Raw genomic sequence first — 19,621 nt, forward strand, 5'->3', positions numbered from 1 at the left:
GACACGTGACGAAGGGCTGGATCCGCCGACTGATCGCCGCGTGCTGGCAGCACCCCCGACTGGTGGTGCTGTCGGTGGTCGCGGCGGTCGTCGGCGTGGGTCTGCAGGCGGCGGGTCCGCTGCTGCTCAAGACGGCGGTCGACGACTCGACGGCGGGCCGCACGGACCGGTTGTGGCTGCTGACGGTCGTGCTGGTCGTGCTGGAGCTGCTGACGTTCGGGTCGGCGTTCTTACGCCGCTACCTGGGCGGCCGGCTGGCGTTGGGCGTGCAGCACGATCTGAGACTCGGCGTGTTCTCGGCGGTGCAGCGGCTCGATGGCGCGAAGCAGGACGAGATGCGGACCGGGCAGATCGTGTCGCGGTCGATCACGGACCTGCAGCTGGTGCAGTCGCTGCTGATGATGGCGCCGCTGGCGGTGGGCACGGTGGTGTTCGCGCTGGCCGCTCTCGCCGCGATGTTCTACCTGTCGGTGCCGCTGACGATCGTCGCCCTGGTCGTGTTGCCGCTGGTGGCGTGGCTGGCCGGGCGGACGCGGCTGACGTTGTTCCCGGCCACGTGGTCGGCGCAGCAGCGGGCGGCCGATCTCGCGCAGCACGTCGAGGAGACGGTCACCGGCGTCCGCGTGGTGAAGGGCTTCGGCCAGGAGGCGCGTGAGGTCGCCCGGCTGGAGAAGCACGCTCGCACGCTGTTCGCGGAACGGATGCGCACCGCCCGCCTGTCGTCGCGGCCGCTCGCGACCGTGACGGCGCTGCCGCTGCTCGGCCAGGTCGGGGTGCTCGGGCTCGGCGGCTGGCTGGCGTTGAACGGCAACGTCACGCTGGGCACGTTCCTGGCGTTCACGACGTACGTGGCCAACCTCGTCGGCCCGACCAGGCTGCTGTCGAGCCTGATGGTGTCCGCGCAGCTGGCGCGCGCCGGCGTCGAGCGGGTCTACGAGCTGATCGACTCGCAGCCGGACGTGACCGACGGCCCCGGCGAGGTGCCGGACGGCCCGCTCGGGATCTCGTTCTCGGGCGTGACGTTCGGCTACACGCGCAGCGAGCCGGTGCTGCAGGACTTCTCGATCGCCGTGGAACCCGGCGAGACGCTGGCGCTGGTCGGCACCGCGGGTTCGGGCAAGTCGACGGTCTCCCTGCTGGTGCCCCGGTTCTACGACGTTCACGCCGGTGCCGTGCGGGTGGGCGGCGCGGACGTGCGGACGCTGCGCCTGGAGTCGTTGCGCGGCGCGGTGGGCGTGGTGTTCGAGGAGGCGTTCCTCTTCTCCGACACGGTGTACGCGAACATCGCCTACGGCCGCCCGGACGCGTCGCGGGAGGACGTCGAGCGCGCCGCCAAGGCCGCCGAAGCCCACGACTTCATCGAGGCCCTGCCGAAGGGCTACGAGACCGTGGTCGGCGAGCGCGGCCTGACCTTGTCCGGCGGCCAACGCCAACGCGTCGCCCTGGCCCGCGCACTGCTCTCCGATCCCCGCGTCCTGCTGCTGGACGACGCGACGTCCGCCGTCGACAACGCGACCGAGGCCGCCATCCACGCGACTTTGGCCTCGGTGACCGCGACCCGCACCACGCTGCTCGTGGCCCACCGCCGTTCCACGCTCTCGCTCGCCGACCGCATCGCCGTCCTCGATCAGGGCCGCGTGATCGACGTCGGCACCCACGAAGAGCTGACCGAGCGCTGCGCCCTCTACCGCGACCTGCTGGCCGGCCCGGACGAGGCGATCGAGAGCACGCCCCCGGCCGTGACCGGCGAGCTCTGGCCCGAGCTGAGCCGGGAAGACCTGGACAAGCGCCTGATCGACGAGGCCAGGGCCCCCGCGCCGGGCGGCTCAGGAGGCCGCAGAGGCGGTGGCGGCGGAGGTGGCGGCGGGATGTCCGCGCTGGCCGGCGGCCCACCGACCCCGGAACTGCTGGCCCAGGTCCGCAAGCTGCCCCCGGCAACCGAAACCCCGGTCCTGCACGGCGAAGACCCACGCGCCCCCGACCCCGGCTTCCGCTTGGCCCGGCTCCTGCGCCCGGTCCGCTGGGCCATGGCCGGAGTAGGCGCACTGGTGGTGCTGGACGCCCTGGTGGGCATGGGCCTGCCCGCGCTGGTGCGCCTGGGCGTCGACGGCGGCGTGCTGACCGGCGCCGAATCCGCCCTCTGGCTGGCCGTGGCGCTCGGCGTGGGCCTGGTGGTGGCCGGCTGGCTGACCACGGTGGGCAGCACGATCTTCGCCGCCCGCCTGGGCGAACGCCTGCTCTACCTGCTGCGCGTCCGCAGCTACGCCCACCTGCAACGCCTGGGCCTCGACTACTACGAGCGCGAGATGGCCGGCCGCATCATGACGAGGATGACGACGGACGTCGACGCCCTCTCGACGTTCCTGCAAACCGGCCTGGTCACCGCCGTGATCAGCCTGCTGACGGTCGTGGGCATCACCGCGGCCCTGGTGGTCACCGACGCGTCCCTGGCCCTGATCGCCCTGGCCGTGCTCCCGATCCTGCTGATCGCCACGGTGATCTTCCAACGCCTCTCCTCCGTCGCCTACGCAGAAGCCCGCGAACGCGTCAGCGCGGTGAACGCCGACCTCCAAGAAAACGTCTCGGGCCTGCGCGTCTCCCAGGCCTACACCCGCGAACGCCGCTCAGCAGAAGCCTTCGCCGAACGCAGCGACGCCTACCGCCGCACCCGCCTGCGAGCCCAGCGCTACATCGCCACCTACTTCCCGTTCGTGGCAATGCTCTCCGGCGTGGCCCAAGCCCTGGTCCTCTCCGCAGGCGCCCACCGAGTGGCCGACGGCACCCTGACCCCTGGCGTCCTACTGGCCTTCCTCCTGTACCTGGGCCTCTTCTTCAACCCGGTCCAGCAACTCTCCGGCGTCTTCGACGGCTACCAACAAGCCCGCGTGGGCCTACGCCGCATCGGCGACCTCCTGCGCACCCCGACCACAGTCGAACCGCCAGAAACCCCAACCCCGGTCCCACCCCGCCTGCGCGGCGAGGTGGAACTCCGCAACGTCACCTTCACCTACCCGGGGGCCGACAACCCAGCCCTGGACAACGTCACCTTGCACGTGACCCCAGGCGAAACAGTCGCCCTGGTAGGCGAAACCGGCGCCGGCAAATCCACCCTGGTCAAACTCGTGGCCCGCTTCTACGACGCCACCAACGGCACAGTCCTGGTCGACGGCACCGACATCCGCACCTACGACCTGAGCGCCTACCGCCAACGCCTGGGAGTAGTCCCCCAAGAAGCCCACCTGTTCGGCGGCGACGTGGCAGAAAACGTCGCCTACGGCCGCCCCACCGCCACCAAAACAGAAATCCAGCAAGCAGTAGAAGCCGTAGGCGCCCTCCCCATGGTCGCCACCCTCCCCAACGGCTTCCACCAACCGGTGGGCGAACGCGGCAACCACCTCTCCGCAGGCCAACGCCAACTCCTCGCCCTGGCCAGAGCCGAGTTGGTGAACCCGGACCTCCTGCTCCTGGACGAAGCCACAGCAGCCCTGGACCCGTCCACCGAATCAGCGGTCCTGGCAGCCAGCGACCACCTGACCGGCACAAGAACCACCTTCGTGGTGGCCCACCGCCTGGCCACAGCAGCCCGAGCCGACCGAATAGTCGTCCTGGCCAACGGCAAGATCGTCGAGCAGGGCACCCACACCGACCTGCTGACCGCCAACGGCACCTACGCCCGCCTGTGGCGCCACGGCACAACCCCAGAAGCCGCCGCCTGACCCACGCCCCACGCACCCGCGCGCCACGCACCCGCGAAGCCGAAGGCGAGCCCGAAACGGCCTGCTGTCACGCAGGGCAAAGCCGAAGGCGAGCCGCCCTTCCGCCAGTGGCGATGCGAAGCGAGCCGGACAGGCCTGCTGCCACGCAGGGCAACGGCGAAGCCAAGCCACCGCCTTCCGCCAGGGGCGAAGCGAAGCGAGCCCGTAAGGGCCTGCTGCCCGCATGGGTAGCGGTGATGGTGACGTCCGGTGTCAACGTGCCCACGCACGACGGCGATTGGGGCTTGACTTTGGGTTCGAGGCGCTACCGTTCGGATCGGCCGGGCGCTTTATCAGCCCGGCTTTTTAAGGCCGACCAGCGCCTCGTAAGGGCCCCGAAGTCAAGCCCCAATCGCAATCGTCGCGAAGCGGCGATGAAATGACCCGGCCCGTCTAAGGACCCGCCCAGCCACGCACGCAAGGCGACCGCCCGCACGCCACGCGACCCCTCCGCTGGAACGTGACCAGCGCACGCAAGCCGACCCGCCCGCCAGGGAACCGACGCCCGCCAACGCAAGGCGACCACCCGGCCGACTACCGCGAGCCCGCCACCGCAAGGCGACCACCCGCACGACTACTGCGCGCACACCACCTCAATGCGCGCACCAGGCCACCCCGTGGCCCAGAACACGAACCCTCGTCGCCACCCCCACCCATGACGTACAACCACTCCCCAGACCGCCGCAGGTCAAAGGAGTCCCCGCCATGCCACCGCGCTCCACCCCCCGCCCCAAACTCCTCTACGTCTCAGACCTCGCCTACCCGGCAAAGGGCAGGCGCTACTGCGACGAGGACATCTACCTGACCAAAAACCTGAGACCCCACTTCGACCTGGCCATCTGCCACCCGGAAGACGCCGCCTCCCTGATGGCGAACTTCGACACGGTGATCGTCCGCAACAGCGGCCCAGTGATCGACTACCCAGAGGCCTACGCCAACTTCCGCACCCAGGCCAAGCGCACCAACCACCGCATCTACAACCCCCTGACCGGCAAGGCGGACATGGCCGGCAAGCAGTACCTGGTCGACCTGACCACCGAGGGCTACCCGGTGATCCCCACCGTCGACCACCGCGAAGACCTACCCCGCCTCCCCGCATCAGCCGAGTACGTCGTGAAACCCAAAGCCGGCGCAGACTCACACGGCCTGGAGTTCGTCCCCCACGACGCCCTCCCAGCGAGGCTGAACAACACAGACACCAGAGACCTGCTCATCCAGCCGAAGATCGATTTCGAGTACGAGGTCTCGTTCTACTTCGTGGACCACGACTTCCAGTACGCCCTCCACGCCCCGGACCCGGCTCACCGCTGGGAACTGACGGCCTGCACCCCAACCCCGGCAGACCTGGATTTCGCACAGAAGTTCATCGACTGGAACACCCTCGACCACGGCATCCAACGGGTGGACGCCTGCCGCACAAAAGCAGGAGACCTGCTGCTCGTGGAGCTGGAAGACCTCAACCCGTACCTGTCCCTGGACCGCACCAGCGACGAAACCAGGCAGAGGTTCGTCAAAGCCATGACCGACTCGATCCGCCGTTCACTGACCTGAACCAGGAACTGAACCTCTGAACCGGCACCCGGCCACCCGACAAGATCGACAGGATCAATCGGCGGAGTGCCGTTGTTGTACCTATCGTGAACTGATCACTGCTCTCGGTGCGTATGCCCGTCCAACAGCCCAGTGGACATTGCCCGAAAGGGAGGCGACGTAGTGAGACGCACATCAAGAATTGCTCAACTGCGGGTGACGCCAGGCCCGTCCTGATCGATCCTGTGACTGAGCACTCCTTGCCAGGTGCCTCCAGCGTGTGAAGGCCGGGGCCAGGGGGACTAGCCTGACTACCGCATGAGTCAACACCAAGAGCGAGATGGATAGAGGCGAGCGCCAGCCGTGTCCAGCAGCAGTCCTGCGTCACAATTCGGGCCGAACGAGTGGCTCGTCGAGGAGATGTACGAGCAGTTCCTCGCGGACCCGTCATCAGTAGACCCGGCATGGCATGACTTCTTTGCCGACTACAAGCGTGCCGGCGGCAACGGCAGCGCCGCCACGGCGAGCGCGGGTGGTACGACGACCACCACGACCGTGACGCCGCCCGCAGCGGACAACGGCACCGCCGCGCCCGCCGCCGCGAAGCCGCAGCCCAAGCCCGCCGCCTCGCTGCCGCAGACCGGGAAGCCGGCGCCGCAGCAGGCCGCGAAGGCCGCGCCGGTCAAGCCGAGTGCGCAGCCCGAGCAGAAGCAGTTGCGCGGTGCCGCCGCCGCGATCGCGAAGAACATGGAGCTCTCGCTCACCGTTCCGACCGCGACCAGCGTGCGTGCCGTGCCCGCCAAGCTGCTGGCCGACAACCGCATCGTCATCAACAACCACCTGAAGCGGACGCGCGGCGGGAAGGTCTCCTTCACGCACGTCATCGGCTACGCGGTGGTCCGGGCGCTGCAGGCGTACCCGAACATGAACCGGCACTACGCCGAGGACAACGGCAAGCCGTTCGTCGTCACGCCGGAGCACGTGAACTTCGGCCTGGCGATCGACCTGCCGGGCAAGGACGGGCAGCGCACGCTGGTCGTCGCGTCGGTCAAGGGCTGCGAGAACATGACGTTCACGCAGTTCTGGCAGGCCTACGAGGACCTGATCCGCAAGGCGCGCTCCGGCTCGCTGACCACGGACGACTTCTCCGGCACCACGATCTCGCTGACCAACCCCGGCACGATCGGCACGAACCACTCGGTGCCGCGACTGCAGGCCGGTCAGGGCGCGATCATCGGCGTCGGCGCGATGGAGTACCCCGCGCACTTCCAGGGCACCAGCGAGCAGGCCCTGACCGACATGGGTGTCAGCAAGATCATCACGCTGACCTCCACGTACGACCACCGCATCATCCAGGGTGCGGAGTCGGGCGAGTTCCTCAAGCGCATCCACCAGCTGCTGCTGGGCGAGGACGGCTTCTACGACGACATCTTCGCGTCGCTGCGGCTGCCCTACGAGCCGATCCGCTGGGTCGCCGACATCCCCGAGGGCGCTGTCGACAAGACGGCCCGCGTCATCGAGCTGATCGACGCGTTCCGCACCCGCGGCCACCTGATGGCCGACACGGACCCGCTGAACTACCGCCAGCGCTCCCACGCGGACCTGGACGTGCTCAGCCACGGCCTCACGCTGTGGGACCTGGACCGCGAGTTCCCGGTCGGCGGGTTCGCCGGCCAGGAGCGGATGAAGCTGCGCGACATCCTGGGTGTGCTGCGCAACTCGTACTGCCGCACGGTCGGCGTCGAGTACATGCACATCCTGGAGCCTGAAGAGCGCCGCTGGATCCAGGACCGCGTCGAGGTTCCGCACGAGAAGCCGCCGGCCACCGTGCAGAAGTACATCCTCAGCAAGCTGAACGCGGCTGAGGCGTTCGAGACGTTCCTGCAGACCAAGTACGTCGGCCAGAAGCGCTTCTCGCTGGAGGGCGGCGAGACCGTCATCCCGCTGCTCGACGCGGTGCTGGACAAGGCCGCCGAGCACGAGCTCGACGAGGTCGTCATCGGCATGCCGCACCGCGGTCGCCTGAACGTGCTCGCGAACATCGTCGGCAAGCCGATCTCGCAGATCTTCCGCGAGTTCGAGGGCAACCTCGACCCCGGCCAGGCGCACGGCTCCGGCGACGTGAAGTACCACCTCGGTGCCGAGGGCAAGTACTTCCGGATGTTCGGCGACGGCGAGACCAAGGTGTCGCTGACCGCGAACCCGTCGCACCTCGAAGCCGTCGACCCGGTGCTCGAGGGCATCGTGCGCGCCAAGCAGGACCTGATCGACCGCGGCGGCGACTTCTTCCCCGTCCTGCCGGTCGCCCTGCACGGTGACGCGGCGTTCGCGGGCCAGGGTGTCGTGGCCGAGACGCTGAACCTGGCGCTGGTGCGCGGTTACCGCACCGGTGGCACGGTCCACATCGTCGTGAACAACCAGGTCGGCTTCACCACCGCGCCGGAGCACTCGCGGTCCTCGAAGTACTCGACCGACGTCGCGAAGATGATCGGTTCGCCGGTCTTCCACGTGAACGGCGACGACCCCGAGGCCTGCTACTGGGTCGCGAAGCTGGCCGTCGACTACCGCCAGGCGTTCCACAAGGACGTCGTGATCGACATGGTCTGCTACCGCCGCCGCGGCCACAACGAGGGCGACGACCCCTCGATGACGCAGCCGGCGATGTACGACGTGATCGACCAGAAGCGCTCGGTCCGCAAGACCTACACCGAGGCCCTGATCGGCCGCGGCGACATCACGGTCGAAGAGGCCGAGAAGGCGCTGCAGGACTTCTCCAGCCAGCTGGAGCACGTCTTCAACGAGGTCCGCGAGCTCGAGAAGCACCCGGTCACGGTCAGCCCGTCGGTCGAGGCCGAGCAGCAGATCCCGGCGAAGCTGCCCACGGGCATCTCCCGCGAGACGCTGGAGTACATCGCCGACGCGCACGTGAACCTGCCCGAGGGCTTCACGCCGCACGCCCGCGTCAAGCCGGTGCTGGAGCGCCGCGCGAAGATGGCGCGCGAGGGCGGCATCGACTGGGCGTTCGCCGAGCTGCTCGCGTTCGGCTCGCTGGCACTCGAGGGCCGCAACATCCGCCTGGCCGGCCAGGACTCGCGCCGCGGCACGTTCGTGCAGCGCCACGCGACCCTGATCGACCGCAAGTCCGGCGACGAGTACACGCCGCTGCAGCACCTCTCGCCCGAACAGGGCAAGTTCATGGTCTACGACTCGGTGCTGTCGGAGTTCGCCGCGCTCGGCTTCGAGTACGGCTACTCGGTCGCGAACCCGCAGGCACTGGTCCTGTGGGAGGCGCAGTTCGGTGACTTCGTCAACGGCGCGCAGCCGATCATCGACGAGTTCATCTCGTCCGGTGAGGCCAAGTGGGGTCAGCGTTCCGACGTCGTGATCCTGCTGCCGCACGGCCACGAGGGCCAGGGCCCCGACCACACGTCGGGCCGCATCGAGCGCTGGCTGCAGCTGTGCGCCGAGGGCTCCATGACCGTCGCGGTGCCGTCGACCCCGGCGAACTACTTCCACCTGCTCCGCCGCCACGCCCTCGACGGTGTGGACCGGCCGCTCGTGGTGTTCACGCCGAAGTCGATGCTGCGCCTCAAGGCCGCGGTGTCCGGCACGGACGAGTTCATCAACGACCGCTTCCAGTCCGTGATCGACGACCCGACGATCAAGGACCCGAACGCGGTCACGAACGTCCTGCTGTGCAGCGGCAAGATCTCCTACGAGCTGCACGCCGAGCGCGAGAAGCGCGGCAGCGGCGAGGTGGCGATCGTGCGCGTCGAGCAGCTCTACCCGGTCCCGGCCCGCAAGCTGACCGAGACCCTGGAGCGCTACCCGAACGCGAAGACCGTCCGCTGGGTGCAGGAGGAGCCGGCGAACCAGGGTGCCTGGCCGTTCTACGGTCTGGCCCTGCCGGAGCTGCTGCCCGAGCACCTGGGCACCGTCCGCCGCGTGTCGCGCCGCCCGATGGCCGCTCCGTCGGCCGGTTCGAGCAAGGTGCACGAGGTCGAGCAGCGCGAGATCATCACCCGCGCGTTCGAGTGATCACTGGTTGACCGAACCGAGCCGCCGGGCCCTCCTGAAGGGTCCGGCGGCTCGTTTTCTAGGACTACACAGGAGTTTTGAGCATGTACCACACCGATCGCGGCATCGAGGAGCTCGAGAAGCGGCGCGGCGAGGAAGAGGTCACGCTCGCGTGGCTCGCCGACAAGCTCCGCTCGTTCGTCGACGCCAACCCGGACTTCGAGACGGCCGTCGAGCGGCTCGCCACCTACCTGGCGCGCGACGACGAGGACGACTTCGAGGACTGACGAAGTCTCGCCCCAGGCCTCACCTTTTGATCATTTCAGGAAGACGACGGACGTTCTCGCGGCGTCCGCACTCGCCCTGCCAGGCACCGCGAACGCGGTACCGGCGCAGTACCTGCAGACCGGGGCTGTCGCCGTGCCCGTTGCTGGACGCGCACCCGGACACCGTGCACCAGAACGGCGGCAAGGTGCCCTGAGCCGTGTCCTGACCTTTTGGCAGCTTTTGGCTATTTGCCAACGTTTTTGAGCATCCCGATGCTCAGGCGCTCCCCCTCGGGCCTAGCGATGATCGATTCGTTCGATCAACGAACTCCTGAGGGGGAGTCTTGCTCAAGAAGATCATGATCGCTGCGGCGACACTCGCGCTGACGGCACTGCCGGCCGTCGCGTCCGCGGCGCCGGTGGGTGCGCAGGCCATCGACGGTCCCTTCGTGCTCACGGTCGGCACTCCGCCGGGCCGGGCCCTGGAGGTTCTTCCCAACGAGGTCAGCAAGAACGGTGGCAAGGTCATCCAGTACGCCCGCGACAACGCCAACCAGCAGAAGTGGATGTTCTACGACGACCGCACCATCAGGCCGATGCTGAACACCTCGATGTGCCTCGACGCCGACCCCAAGGAGAACTGGGACGGCGGCAAGGTCTGGGTCTGGCAGTGCAACGGCACCTCGTTCCAGAAGTGGGCACAGGCGCCGGGCCTGCCCGGCACGCTGCAGAACGAGCACAGCCTGAGGTGCCTGGACGCCAACCCGAACGAGAACTGGAACGGCGGCAAGATCTGGCAGTGGCGCTGCTGGGGCGGAGCTCCGCAGCAGTGGACGCGCAACAAGGTCTGACCTGACAAACGGGCGTGGGGGGCCCCCANGAGCACAGCCTGAGGTGCCTGGACGCCAACCCGAACGAGAACTGGAACGGCGGCAAGATCTGGCAGTGGCGCTGCTGGGGCGGAGCTCCGCAGCAGTGGACGCGCAACAAGGTCTGACCTGACAAACGGGCGTGGGCGCCACCAAGTGCGAGTTGGTGGCGCCCACGCCCGCGTTAGGCCCCTACCAGGCGTAAGCCTCCGGGGCCGGCTTGGAACCGTTCGGCGCGGGCGCCGGGAACAGCTCGTCGAGCTTGCCGAGCACCTCGGCGTCCAACCGAAGCTCCGCCGCACGCAACGAGTTGTCGAGCTGCTCGGCGGTGCGCGGGCCGATGATCGGCGCGGTCACACCCTCCTGGTGCAGCAACCACGCGAGGCCGACGTTGGCCGGGTCCTCACCGAGCTCGGCGCAGAGCTTCTCGTAGGCGTCGATCCGGTCGCGGTACTTCTCCAACGCGTCCGCGGAACGTCCGGACGACGAACGAGAACCGCCGCCCTCGCGCTGCTTGCGCAACACACCGCCGAGCAGACCGCCGTGCAGCGGCGACCACGGGATGACGCCGAGGCCGTAGTGCTTGGCCGCCGGCAGGACCTCCAGCTCGACCCAGCGGGTCATCAGGTTGTAGATCGACTGCTCAGACACGAGCCCGAGGAAGTTCCGCGCCAGAGCGGCTTCCTGGGCCTGCGCGAGGTGCCAGCCGGCGAAGTTCGACGAGCCGAAGTAGATGACCTTGCCCTGCTGGCGCAGCACCGAGAACGCTTCCCAGATCTCGTCCCACGGCGTGTCCCGGTCGACGTGGTGCATCTGGTACAGGTCGATGTAGTCGGTCTGCAGGCGCTTCAACGAGGCGTCGGCGGCGCGGCGGATGTTCAACGCCGACAGCTTGTTGTCGTTCGGCCAGTCACCCATGCTGCCGTAGAGCTTGGTGGCGACGACCGTCTTCTCTCGACGACCACCGCCCTGCGCGAACCACCGGCCGATGATCTGCTCGGTGACGCCCTCGCCCTGCTTCCAGCCGTAGACGTTGGCCGTGTCGAAGAAGTTCAGGCCGTGTTCGTGCGCGCGGTCCATGATCGCGTGGCTGTCGGCCTCGGACGTCTCGGGGCCGAAGTTCATCGTGCCGAGGCACAGCCGGGAGACGGACAGGCCGCTGCGGCCGAGGTGGGTGTATTCCATGTCCTCCACCCTGCCTCGCGGCGCGGCATTGTGCCACGTGGAGCTGCTCCAGCTCGCCACAGATTTGACAGTATTGGGGACCAAATTTTCTCACCTGTCATTTCACCCACACGTGAAGTTACGTTTCATCGCGTTCAACCCTGCCAGGAGGAACTCGATGAGAACCAAGATCTGCATTGCTGCGGCATTGATCGCGACCGTTGTCAGCACTCCCACCGCCAATGCGGAAAAGGACGTCATCGGCACCGGTGAAGCCGTCGCGAACAGCTACATCGTCGTGCTGAAGGACGGCGTCAAAGCCTCCCCGCAGACCTTGTTGAGCAAGTACAAGGGCACGCTGAAGCACACCTACCGCGCCGCGCTCAACGGTTTCTCCGTGCACGACATGTCCGAGACGCAGGCGAGGCGACTGGCGGCCGACTCACGGGTTTCCTACGTGCAGCGCAACCTCCGGACGAAGATCCAGCAGAACCAGTTCAACCCCGTGTGGGGCCTGGACAGAATCGATCAGCGCGCTCTGCCGCTCAACGGCCGCTACACCTATCCCGATCAAGCGGGCGCGGGCGTGCGGGCATATGTGATCGACAGCGGAATTCGCACCACCCACGTCGATTTCCAGGGGCGCGCTTCGCACGGATACGACGTCGTCAACAACGACCCGATCGCGGACGACTGCAACGGGCACGGCACCCACGTCGCGAGCACGATCGCCGGCAGGACCTACGGCGTGGCCAAGCAGGCACGAGTCATCGGCGTCAAAGCGGTCGACTGCAACGGTTTCTCGGTCGGCGACAGCATCATCGCCGGCATCGACTGGGTCACCGACCACGGTGTGCGCCCCGCCGTGGTGAACATGAGCGTCGGAGGCTTCGGCCAGGACCAGGGTCAGACGGATGCGCTCAGGCGGTCGATCGCGGCCGGGTTCACCTACGTGGTGGCGGCCGGCAACGACGGTCAGGACGCATGCCAGTACTCGCCGGCGGGTATCGAGGAAGCGATCACGGTCGGTGCCACCGACCGCAACGACATCCGCGCGGTGTTCAGCTGGCGCGAGTCGTCGAACCACGGCCGCTGCGTCGACATCTGGGCGCCGGGCGGGCACGTCCAGGCCGCTTCGGCCAGGGGCGACCTCGTCACCGAGACCAGGGGCGGTACGTCCATGGCCACCCCGCACGTGGCCGGTGCTGCGGCGCTGCACCTGGGCGCGAACCCGAACGCGACGCACCAGCAGGTGCGCGACGCGCTCGTGAACAACGCGACGACGACGGCCAACCTCCGCGACCTCCGCGCCGGTTCGCCCAACAGGCTGCTGCACATCGGGAACTAGGGGAACAGAACCCTCGATGTGCAGTCGTGGGAGTAGCGAGCGAGGGCCGCTACTCCCACTCCCACTTGATGCCGTAGACGCAGCCCGGCTGGGCCTCGTGCACCACGAGGTGCGCGGCGGCGGTGGTGCCGATCCACAGGTCGCCTGTGTCGACGTCCGGCCCACCCGGCTCCGACCGCACGTAGCCGTAGCACCGCACGGGTACCGCGTCGGGGTGGAACTCGACCTCCAGCACGTAGTCGCGCAGCGGCCGCACGAAGCTGCGGTCCGCGTACACGCTGTCCGCTCCGGGGTCGGAGATGTACCTGAGATCGATGAGCGCCGTGTCGCCCGCTCGCAGCACGCGGTCGAGGATGATCTCCGCGACGAGCAGCTTGTGCTCGGAGTCCCGGCGCACCCTGCCCACGCGGCACGACTTCTCGGCGAGGATCTCGCCGGGCGAGTGGTCGGTCTCGTCCGCGGTCCTGGCGACGAGGATCCGGTCGACGCCGTCCTCGAACGCCTCGATCACCGAGCTCGTCCGCATCTCGATCTCGCGGCGGTCCGGCCCGATCACCGCCAGGTCCCGCACGGAGAGGTACTTCGCCGGGTACGGCATCAGCTTGTCGACGCGGGCGATCGCGCGGCCGAGGTCGATGGCGGCCTCCTGCCAGATCCCCTCCAACGCGGCAGCCCGCTCGACCCACCGCCCACGCGGCCGCTTCTCGCCGAGGCTGCCAGTCAGCGCACCCGGCTCCAGCCGAAGGATCTCCTCGAGCGCGGCGACGGCGGCGAGTGACTCCGGCCGTTCGGGACGGCTGCGGCCGCGGCGCCAGTAGCTCAACGTCGACAGGCTCACCTGCACACCGCGCAACTCCAGGTGGTGCTGGATCCGCTCCAGGCTGAGGCCGCTCGCCTCGACGGCCTTGCTCAACGCATCGGCGAATTCAGCCATGGCGGAATGCTACGGCCCGTGATCGAATCCGGCTCACCCAGCACCAAGCGTGCGCAAAATCGGGGTTCGCCACAGTTTTGACAGTATTGCGGACTGAAGTTTCGAACCTGTTATGCGGACCACATGTCGCGTTAGTTTTGTCGTGTTCCCCAGTTCATTCCCTGCCAGGAGGAACTCATGGCAAGACTTCGGCGTCATGTCGCCATTGCGGCGGCATTCGGCATCGCTTCCACGGCGATGCTGACGCCCACCGCGATGGCCGAGGAGGCCGTGCTGCCCGGTGCGGGCACGCAGGCGGTCGAGGGCAGCTACATCGTGGTGCTCAAGGACGGCGCGCGCACCCCTGCCAGCGCGTTGGCCTCCCGCTACCAGGGCTTTGTCAAGCACACGTACAGCACCGCGCTGAACGGTTTCTCCGTCACCGGCATGTCCGAGCGCCAGGCCCGGCGGCTCGCGGCGGACCCGGACGTCGAGTTCGTCGAGCGCAACACGTTCGCGACGATCCAGGACACGCAGTCCAACCCGACCTGGGGGCTCGACCGGATCGACCAGGCGAATCTGCCTCTCGACCGGAAGTTCACGTACCCCAACACGGCGGCGAATGTCACGGCGTACGTTCTCGACACGGGAATCAGGAAAACGCATTCCGAATTCGAGAACCGGGCTGCGGACGGTTACGACTTCATCGACAACGACGCGGTCGCGCAGGACTGCCAGGGCCACGGCACGCACGTCGCCGGCACGGTCGCGGGCAAGACGTACGGCGTCGCGAAGAAGGCGAAGGTCGTCGGTGTCCGCGTGCTCGGCTGCGACGGCAGCGGCGCGTGGGACGGCATCATCCGCGGCATCGACTGGGTGACGGCGAACGGCAAGAAGCCGGCCGTGGTCAACATGAGCCTCGGTGGCAGCGGCACGAACAGCTCGCTGGAGAACGCCGTCCGGCGCTCGATCAACGCGGGCTTCACCTACGTGCTGGCGGGCGGCAACAGCGGCCAGGACGCGTGCAACTTCACCCCGGCCCGCACGCCGGAGGCGATCACCGTCGGCGCGTCGGACCGCAACGACAAGCGTTCGATCTGGACGGCCGGTTCGTCGAACTGGGGCAAGTGCCTCGACATCTGGGCGCCCGGTAGCGAGATCGTCTCGGCCTCGCACAGCAACGACACCGGCACCCGTTCGATGGGTGGCACGTCGATGGCCTCACCGCACGTCGCGGGTGCGGCAGCGCTCTACCTGAGCGCGAATCCGGGCGCGACGCCCGCCCAGGTGCGATCCGCCCTGGTCGGCGCGGCCACGCCGAACAAGATCACCGACGCGAAGACGGGTTCACCGAACCTGCTGCTGAAGGTCTAAGAGCATGCCGGCGCCGCTATCCCTGCGGCGGCGACGGCCATCCTGGCGCCCTCGATGCCCAGGCCGAATGCGGCTCGGCTGAGGCATCGGCTTCCGATGGGGGCGCGGGTGGTGGGAGTGGGTCCTACTCCCACTCCCACCTCACCCCGTAGATCCCCGGTTTCTGGTTGCGCACGTGGATGTGCGTGGACGCGGTCGTCCCGATCCACAGGTCGTTCAAAGCGGTCTCCGGCTCGTGCAACGAGGGCCTGGTGAACGAGTAGCACCGGGCGGGCACGGCGTCCGGGTGGAAGTCGATCTGCAGCACGTAGTCGCCCACCGGCCGCAGAAACCGCCGGTCGCACACCTCGCTGTCCGCGCCGGGTCTCATCCGGACCGTGTAGTCGACGAGAGCGGTCTCCCCCGCTCTGAGCATCCGGTCGAAGAGGATCTCCGCGACGAGGAACCCGGTGCTGTCCTCGCTGCGCACCCGCCCGAGCCGGCACGGCGCCCCCGCCTCGATCAAGGCCACCCCGACGTCGGTGGGGTCGGCGAGCTGGATGGCGAGGAACCTGTCGACGCCGTCCTCCAGCGCCTCGACCACGCCGGTGCAGTGCATCTCGACCTCGCGCCGATCCGGTCCGACCACCTGCCGGTCCTTCACGCTGAGATACCTCGACGCCGCCGGCTGCAGCCGGTCGATCCGCGCCATGACCTCACCGAGGTCGGTGGCCCGAGAGTCCCACATGTCCTCCAGCGACATCGCCTGCCCGACCCACCTGCCACGCGGCCGCTTGTCGCCCAGCCGGTCGGTGAGGAACCCCTCGCCGAGATCCAGCAGCTCCTCCAGCGCCGCGACGACCTTCAGCGACTCCGGGCGTTCCGGCCGGCTGCGACCGCGGCGCCAGTAGCTGAGCGTCGAGATGCTCACCTGCATGCCGCGGGCGGCCAGGTGGTGCTGGATGCGTTCGAGGCTGAGGCCACTGTTGTCGACGGCTTTGGTCAGCGCCTCCGCGAAGTCCACCACGGGCAGCACCGTACGGCGGCGGCACCCTCCGCCAGTAGGCCCACACGGAGGGTTATGAGACCGCTGTCTCGTTTGGGCCTAGACCACCCGTTCGCCGCGCTGCCAGACCGCGTGCGTGAGCGGCACGCCGGGCCGGTAGGCGAGGTGGGTGATCGACGGCGCGTCCAGGACGTGCAGGTCAGCGCGTGCACCGGGCCGGATCACGCCCACGTCGTCGCGACGCAACGCCTGCGCACCACCGGCCGTCGCAGCCCACACGGCCTCCTCGACGCTCATCCGCATCTGCAGGACCGCGGTGGTCACGCAGAACGCCATCGACGAGGTGTAGGAGGAGCCCGGGTTGCAGTTGCTGGCCAGCGCGACCGTCGCGCCGGCGTCCAGCAGGGCACGGGCCGGCGGCAGGGACTGACGGGTCGAGAGATCGCACGCCGGGAGCAGTGTGGCGACGGTGTCCGACGACGCCAGCGCGTCGATGTCCTGCTGCGACAGGTAGGTGCAGTGGTCGACCGAGGCGGCGCCGAGCTCGACGGCGAGCCGCACGCCGGGCCCCTCGCCGAGCTGGTTGCCGTGGACGCGGAGGCCGAGGCCCTTTTCCTTGGCCGCGACCAGGACCGCCTTCGACTGGTCGTAGTCGAACGCGCCCTTCTCGCAGAACACGTCCGCCCAGCGCACGAGCGGGGCGACGGCGTCGAGCATCTCCCCGCGGACCAGGTCGACGTAGGTGTCGGCGTCCTCGCCGGGCGGCACGAGGTGGGCGCCGAGGAACGTGACCTCGTCGGCGTGCTCGGCGGCGATCCGGGCGCTTCGCACCTCGTCCGGGACGTTCAGACCGTAGCCGGTCTTGGTCTCGACGAACGTCGTGCCCTGCCGCAGTGCTTCGGCGACGTGCTTCCTGATGATCTCCGACAGCTCGGCGTCGGAGGCCTGGCGGGTCGCGTTGACGGTCACGGCGATGCCGCCCGCGGTGTAGGGCTTGCCCGCCATGCGCGCGCCGAACTCGGCGGTGCGGTCGCCCGCGAAGACCAGGTGGGTGTGGCTGTCGACCCAGCCGGGCAGCACCGCGCGGCCCTCGACGTCTGTTTTCGAGTCGGCCGCGGGCGCCTTGGACGCCTCGCCCACCCACGCGATCCGGTCGCCGTCGATGATCAGCGCGTCGCCGGTGGTTTCGGCGTTCGTGGTGAGTTCGCCGATACCGGTGATCAGCACGCTCATGCCCACAGCTCCTCGATCGCGTCCGTCAGCAGCCTGCCGACGTCTCCCAAAGTCTCGTGCACGCCACCCGACACGACCACCCGGCCGCCGACCACCACTGTGTCCACATCGGACGCGGTTGCGGAAAGGAAGACCTGCTCCGGCAACGAACCCGCGGTGCGCGGGGTCGAGCAGCTGATGGCCACGAGGTCGCACGGCGCACCCGGTTCGATGCGCCCGCCGTTCCAGCCCAGTGCGTCGTGGCGAGTGGCGGCTTCGAGCAGTTCCGCCGGCGAGAAACGGCCGCGCCGGCCGGTGCGGAGGCGTTCGTTGTGCTCCAGCGCGCGGGTCTCCAGCAGCGGGTCGATCACCGCGTGCTGGTCGCTGCCGAGCGACAACGGGCTGCCCGCGTCGGCCAGTTCACGGGCGGGGCCGATGCCGTCGGCGAGGTCGGCCTCGGTGGTCGGGCAGAAGCACGCGCCCGTACCGGATTCGCCGAGCAACGCGATGTCCTCGGGTGTCAGGTGCGTTGCGTGCACCGCCGTGGTGCGCGGAGAGAGGGCGCCGGCTTCGTTCAGCAAGCCGGTCGGAGTGAGGCCGTACGCGGCGAGACACGCCTCGTTCTCGGCTGGCTGCTCGGAGAGGTGAACGTGCAGCGGTGCGTCCGGGAACGCCTGTGCCACCACGGAGAGCTCGGCTCGCGGGACGGCACGGACGGAGTGGATCGCGGCACCGACGCGCATCACGTCGTCGGACTTGAGCTCCCGCACGCGGTCCGCCCACGCCTCGGCGGAGCCGTCGGAGAACCGTTGCTGCACCTCGTTCACCGGCTGGTCGATGCCACCGGCGAGGTAGCAGGTGTCGAGCAGGGTCAGCCGGACACCCGCGTCACTGGCGGCCTCGCGCAGGGCGTACCCGAACTCGTTCGACCTGTCGTGCACGTAGTGGAACTCGCCGACCGCAGAGACTCCGGCGAGCGCCATCTCGCCGTAGACCGCACGGGCGAGGCGGTAGTAGGACTGCGGGGTGAGCTTCGAGGCGAGGGCGTACATGCCTTCACGCCACGTCCAGAACGTGCCGCCGCCGTCGTGCGTGCGGCCCCTGAGCGCGCGGTGGAAGGCGTGCGAGTGGGCGTTCGCGAAGCCCGGCACGACAACGCCGTGCAGCCTTCTGACGCCGAGCGGAATCGTGTCCACAGTGGACACGCTCTTGATCACGCCGGCCTCGACGCGGACCAGCACGCGTTCGGCGAGCCCGTCAGGAAGCCAGGCCCGTTCGCACCAGAAGTTCACCACACGCCCACCTCTCGGCCGCACACGTACTTCGCGTCCACCGTCGTCGTCCGCACGCCCCACTTCGGCTGCGGCACGGTGATCTTCTTGAACGTCACGCCGTCGTCGGTCGTCTCGATGCTGTCGCCGAACTTGAGCACGACTCGCTTCCGTCCTTGCGTCCCAACGCAGTCACGCCCGGCCAGCTGGGTGCGCCCGACGACGAACCCGCGTTTGGCGGCGACAGGCTTGCGCGCGGAGCGGTGCAGGTACTTGACGTCGCCGTCCACGGTGCGCGCCTCGACCCACAGGTCACCTTCGACCCGCCAGTCCGGGACGAGCCGCGCCGTGCCCGTCGTCGGCGGGCTGACCTGACCGCCGTTCTGCGAATAGATCGTGTAGACCGCACCGGGACTGTGCCGGGGCCACGTCACCAGCGTGTCGCCGTACCGGTGCATTTTCAGATCCGGCTCCCACAGCACGAGGTCCGGCACCCGTTGCGGATCGTTCTCGTTCTTGAAGAACACCTCGGCCGACACTCCCCGGTCGCCCCACTCGGCGACCACCGAGATCTGCTTCTCCCGCACCATTTCCGGCGGGAAGCTGTAGGTGCCCTCCGGCGTCTGCTTGACGTACTTCGGTTCCGCGCAGGCACCGACCGCACACGACAGCCCTGCGGTCACCAGCAACCCGAGCAGCTGCCCGTCCTCCCACTGCCGGACGCCGACCGCCGCACGCGGTGCCCCCGTACCGGACGCGTGCATGACCCGGCCGTAGAGCGCGCCTTGCACAGGCGGCTCCACGGCCGGGGTCGTCGGCTCCGCACCGTCGTAACGCGGTGTCGGTGTCGTCGTGCACGCGGCCAGCATCATCACCAGCGCAATCCCCCAGAAACGCATGGGCGGACCGTAGCGAGG

General features: G+C 68.7%; 13 protein-coding genes. 7 read left to right on the forward strand and 6 right to left on the reverse strand.

Annotation, left to right across the window (positions count from 1 at the left end; translation table 11 throughout):
* The first annotated feature begins 5 nt into the window (after window positions 1–5).
* From LFM09_RS04525 to LFM09_RS04545, 5 genes are all read left to right on the forward strand, one after another.
* Window positions 6–3,716 carry an ABC transporter ATP-binding protein gene (locus LFM09_RS04525; RefSeq protein ID WP_414094968.1) on the forward strand — a complete coding sequence of 1,237 codons (3,711 nt, stop codon included), beginning with the start codon at window positions 6–8 and terminating at the stop codon, window positions 3,714–3,716.
* Window positions 3,717–4,460: 744 nt separating this feature from the next.
* Complete coding sequence (locus LFM09_RS04530; protein ID WP_414094969.1) at window positions 4,461–5,306, forward strand: hypothetical protein; 846 nt, start codon at window positions 4,461–4,463, stop codon at window positions 5,304–5,306.
* A gap of 342 nt (window positions 5,307–5,648) precedes the next feature.
* Window positions 5,649–9,323 (forward strand): multifunctional oxoglutarate decarboxylase/oxoglutarate dehydrogenase thiamine pyrophosphate-binding subunit/dihydrolipoyllysine-residue succinyltransferase subunit, encoded by a 3,675-nt coding sequence (locus LFM09_RS04535; protein WP_414094970.1) that lies wholly within the window; start codon window positions 5,649–5,651, stop codon window positions 9,321–9,323.
* A gap of 83 nt (window positions 9,324–9,406) precedes the next feature.
* On the forward strand, window positions 9,407–9,589 hold the full coding sequence (locus tag LFM09_RS04540) for a DUF6104 family protein (RefSeq protein ID WP_109639288.1): 183 nt from the start codon (window positions 9,407–9,409) through the stop codon (window positions 9,587–9,589).
* 323 nt (window positions 9,590–9,912) lie between these two features.
* Window positions 9,913–10,419, forward strand: a complete 507-nt coding sequence (locus tag LFM09_RS04545) for an RICIN domain-containing protein (protein ID WP_414094971.1) — start codon at window positions 9,913–9,915, stop codon at window positions 10,417–10,419.
* Between the two features lie 210 nt (window positions 10,420–10,629).
* Here LFM09_RS04545 and LFM09_RS04550 read toward each other — a convergent pair whose 3' ends face one another.
* A complete protein-coding gene (locus tag LFM09_RS04550; RefSeq protein WP_414094972.1) occupies window positions 10,630–11,622 on the reverse strand; it encodes an aldo/keto reductase in 993 nt (330 codons plus the stop codon).
* Between the two features lie 157 nt (window positions 11,623–11,779).
* Between LFM09_RS04550 and LFM09_RS04555 the strand changes: the two genes are divergently transcribed.
* Window positions 11,780–12,949 (forward strand): S8 family peptidase, encoded by a 1,170-nt coding sequence (locus tag LFM09_RS04555; protein ID WP_414094973.1) that lies wholly within the window; start codon window positions 11,780–11,782, stop codon window positions 12,947–12,949.
* A 49-nt stretch (window positions 12,950–12,998) separates the two neighbouring features.
* Here the strand turns inward: LFM09_RS04555 and LFM09_RS04560 are convergent, their stop codons facing one another.
* Complete coding sequence (locus LFM09_RS04560) at window positions 12,999–13,883, reverse strand: XRE family transcriptional regulator (RefSeq protein ID WP_414094974.1); 885 nt, start codon at window positions 13,881–13,883, stop codon at window positions 12,999–13,001.
* A gap of 177 nt (window positions 13,884–14,060) precedes the next feature.
* On the opposite strand from LFM09_RS04560, the gene LFM09_RS04565 reads away from it, so the two are divergent.
* A complete protein-coding gene (locus LFM09_RS04565; protein ID WP_414094975.1) occupies window positions 14,061–15,236 on the forward strand; it encodes a S8 family peptidase in 1,176 nt (391 codons plus the stop codon).
* 124 nt (window positions 15,237–15,360) lie between these two features.
* On the opposite strand, the gene LFM09_RS04570 is transcribed toward LFM09_RS04565, so the two are convergent.
* The 4 genes from LFM09_RS04570 to LFM09_RS04585 form a co-directional block, all read right to left on the reverse strand.
* Window positions 15,361–16,242 (reverse strand): hypothetical protein, encoded by an 882-nt coding sequence (locus LFM09_RS04570; RefSeq protein ID WP_414094976.1) that lies wholly within the window; start codon window positions 16,240–16,242, stop codon window positions 15,361–15,363.
* A 78-nt stretch (window positions 16,243–16,320) separates the two neighbouring features.
* Window positions 16,321–17,454, reverse strand: coding sequence for an imidazolonepropionase (gene hutI / locus LFM09_RS04575; RefSeq protein ID WP_414094977.1), 1,134 nt, complete (start codon window positions 17,452–17,454; stop codon window positions 16,321–16,323).
* Complete coding sequence (locus LFM09_RS04580; protein WP_414094978.1) at window positions 17,451–18,728, reverse strand: formimidoylglutamate deiminase; 1,278 nt, start codon at window positions 18,726–18,728, stop codon at window positions 17,451–17,453. Before LFM09_RS04580 ends, hutI begins: the two co-directional genes overlap by 4 nt.
* Window positions 18,722–19,603, reverse strand: a complete 882-nt coding sequence (locus LFM09_RS04585; RefSeq protein WP_414094979.1) for a hypothetical protein — start codon at window positions 19,601–19,603, stop codon at window positions 18,722–18,724. The genes LFM09_RS04580 and LFM09_RS04585 overlap by 7 nt, the downstream gene beginning before the upstream one ends.
* Between the last annotated feature and the right edge of the window lie 18 nt (window positions 19,604–19,621).

It is taken from the genome of Lentzea alba (assembly GCF_047445655.1).
Classification (GTDB): Bacteria; Actinomycetota; Actinomycetes; order Mycobacteriales; family Pseudonocardiaceae; genus Lentzea; species Lentzea alba_A.

Excerpts from the sequence above, each read along its gene's own strand:
- hutI (WP_414094977.1), bottom strand. The coding sequence starts at position 17,454 with ATGAGCGTGCTGATCACCGGTATCGGCGAACTCACCACGAACGCCGAA.
- LFM09_RS04585 (WP_414094979.1), bottom strand. The coding sequence starts at position 19,603 with ATGCGTTTCTGGGGGATTGCGCTGGTGATGATGCTGGCCGCGTGCACG.
- LFM09_RS04540 (WP_109639288.1), top strand. The coding sequence starts at position 9,407 with ATGTACCACACCGATCGCGGCATCGAGGAGCTCGAGAAGCGGCGCGGC.
- LFM09_RS04565 (WP_414094975.1), top strand. The coding sequence starts at position 14,061 with ATGGCAAGACTTCGGCGTCATGTCGCCATTGCGGCGGCATTCGGCATC.
- LFM09_RS04555 (WP_414094973.1), top strand. The coding sequence starts at position 11,780 with ATGAGAACCAAGATCTGCATTGCTGCGGCATTGATCGCGACCGTTGTC.
- LFM09_RS04530 (WP_414094969.1), top strand. The coding sequence starts at position 4,461 with ATGCCACCGCGCTCCACCCCCCGCCCCAAACTCCTCTACGTCTCAGAC.
- LFM09_RS04560 (WP_414094974.1), bottom strand. The coding sequence starts at position 13,883 with ATGGCTGAATTCGCCGATGCGTTGAGCAAGGCCGTCGAGGCGAGCGGC.
- LFM09_RS04550 (WP_414094972.1), bottom strand. The coding sequence starts at position 11,622 with ATGGAATACACCCACCTCGGCCGCAGCGGCCTGTCCGTCTCCCGGCTG.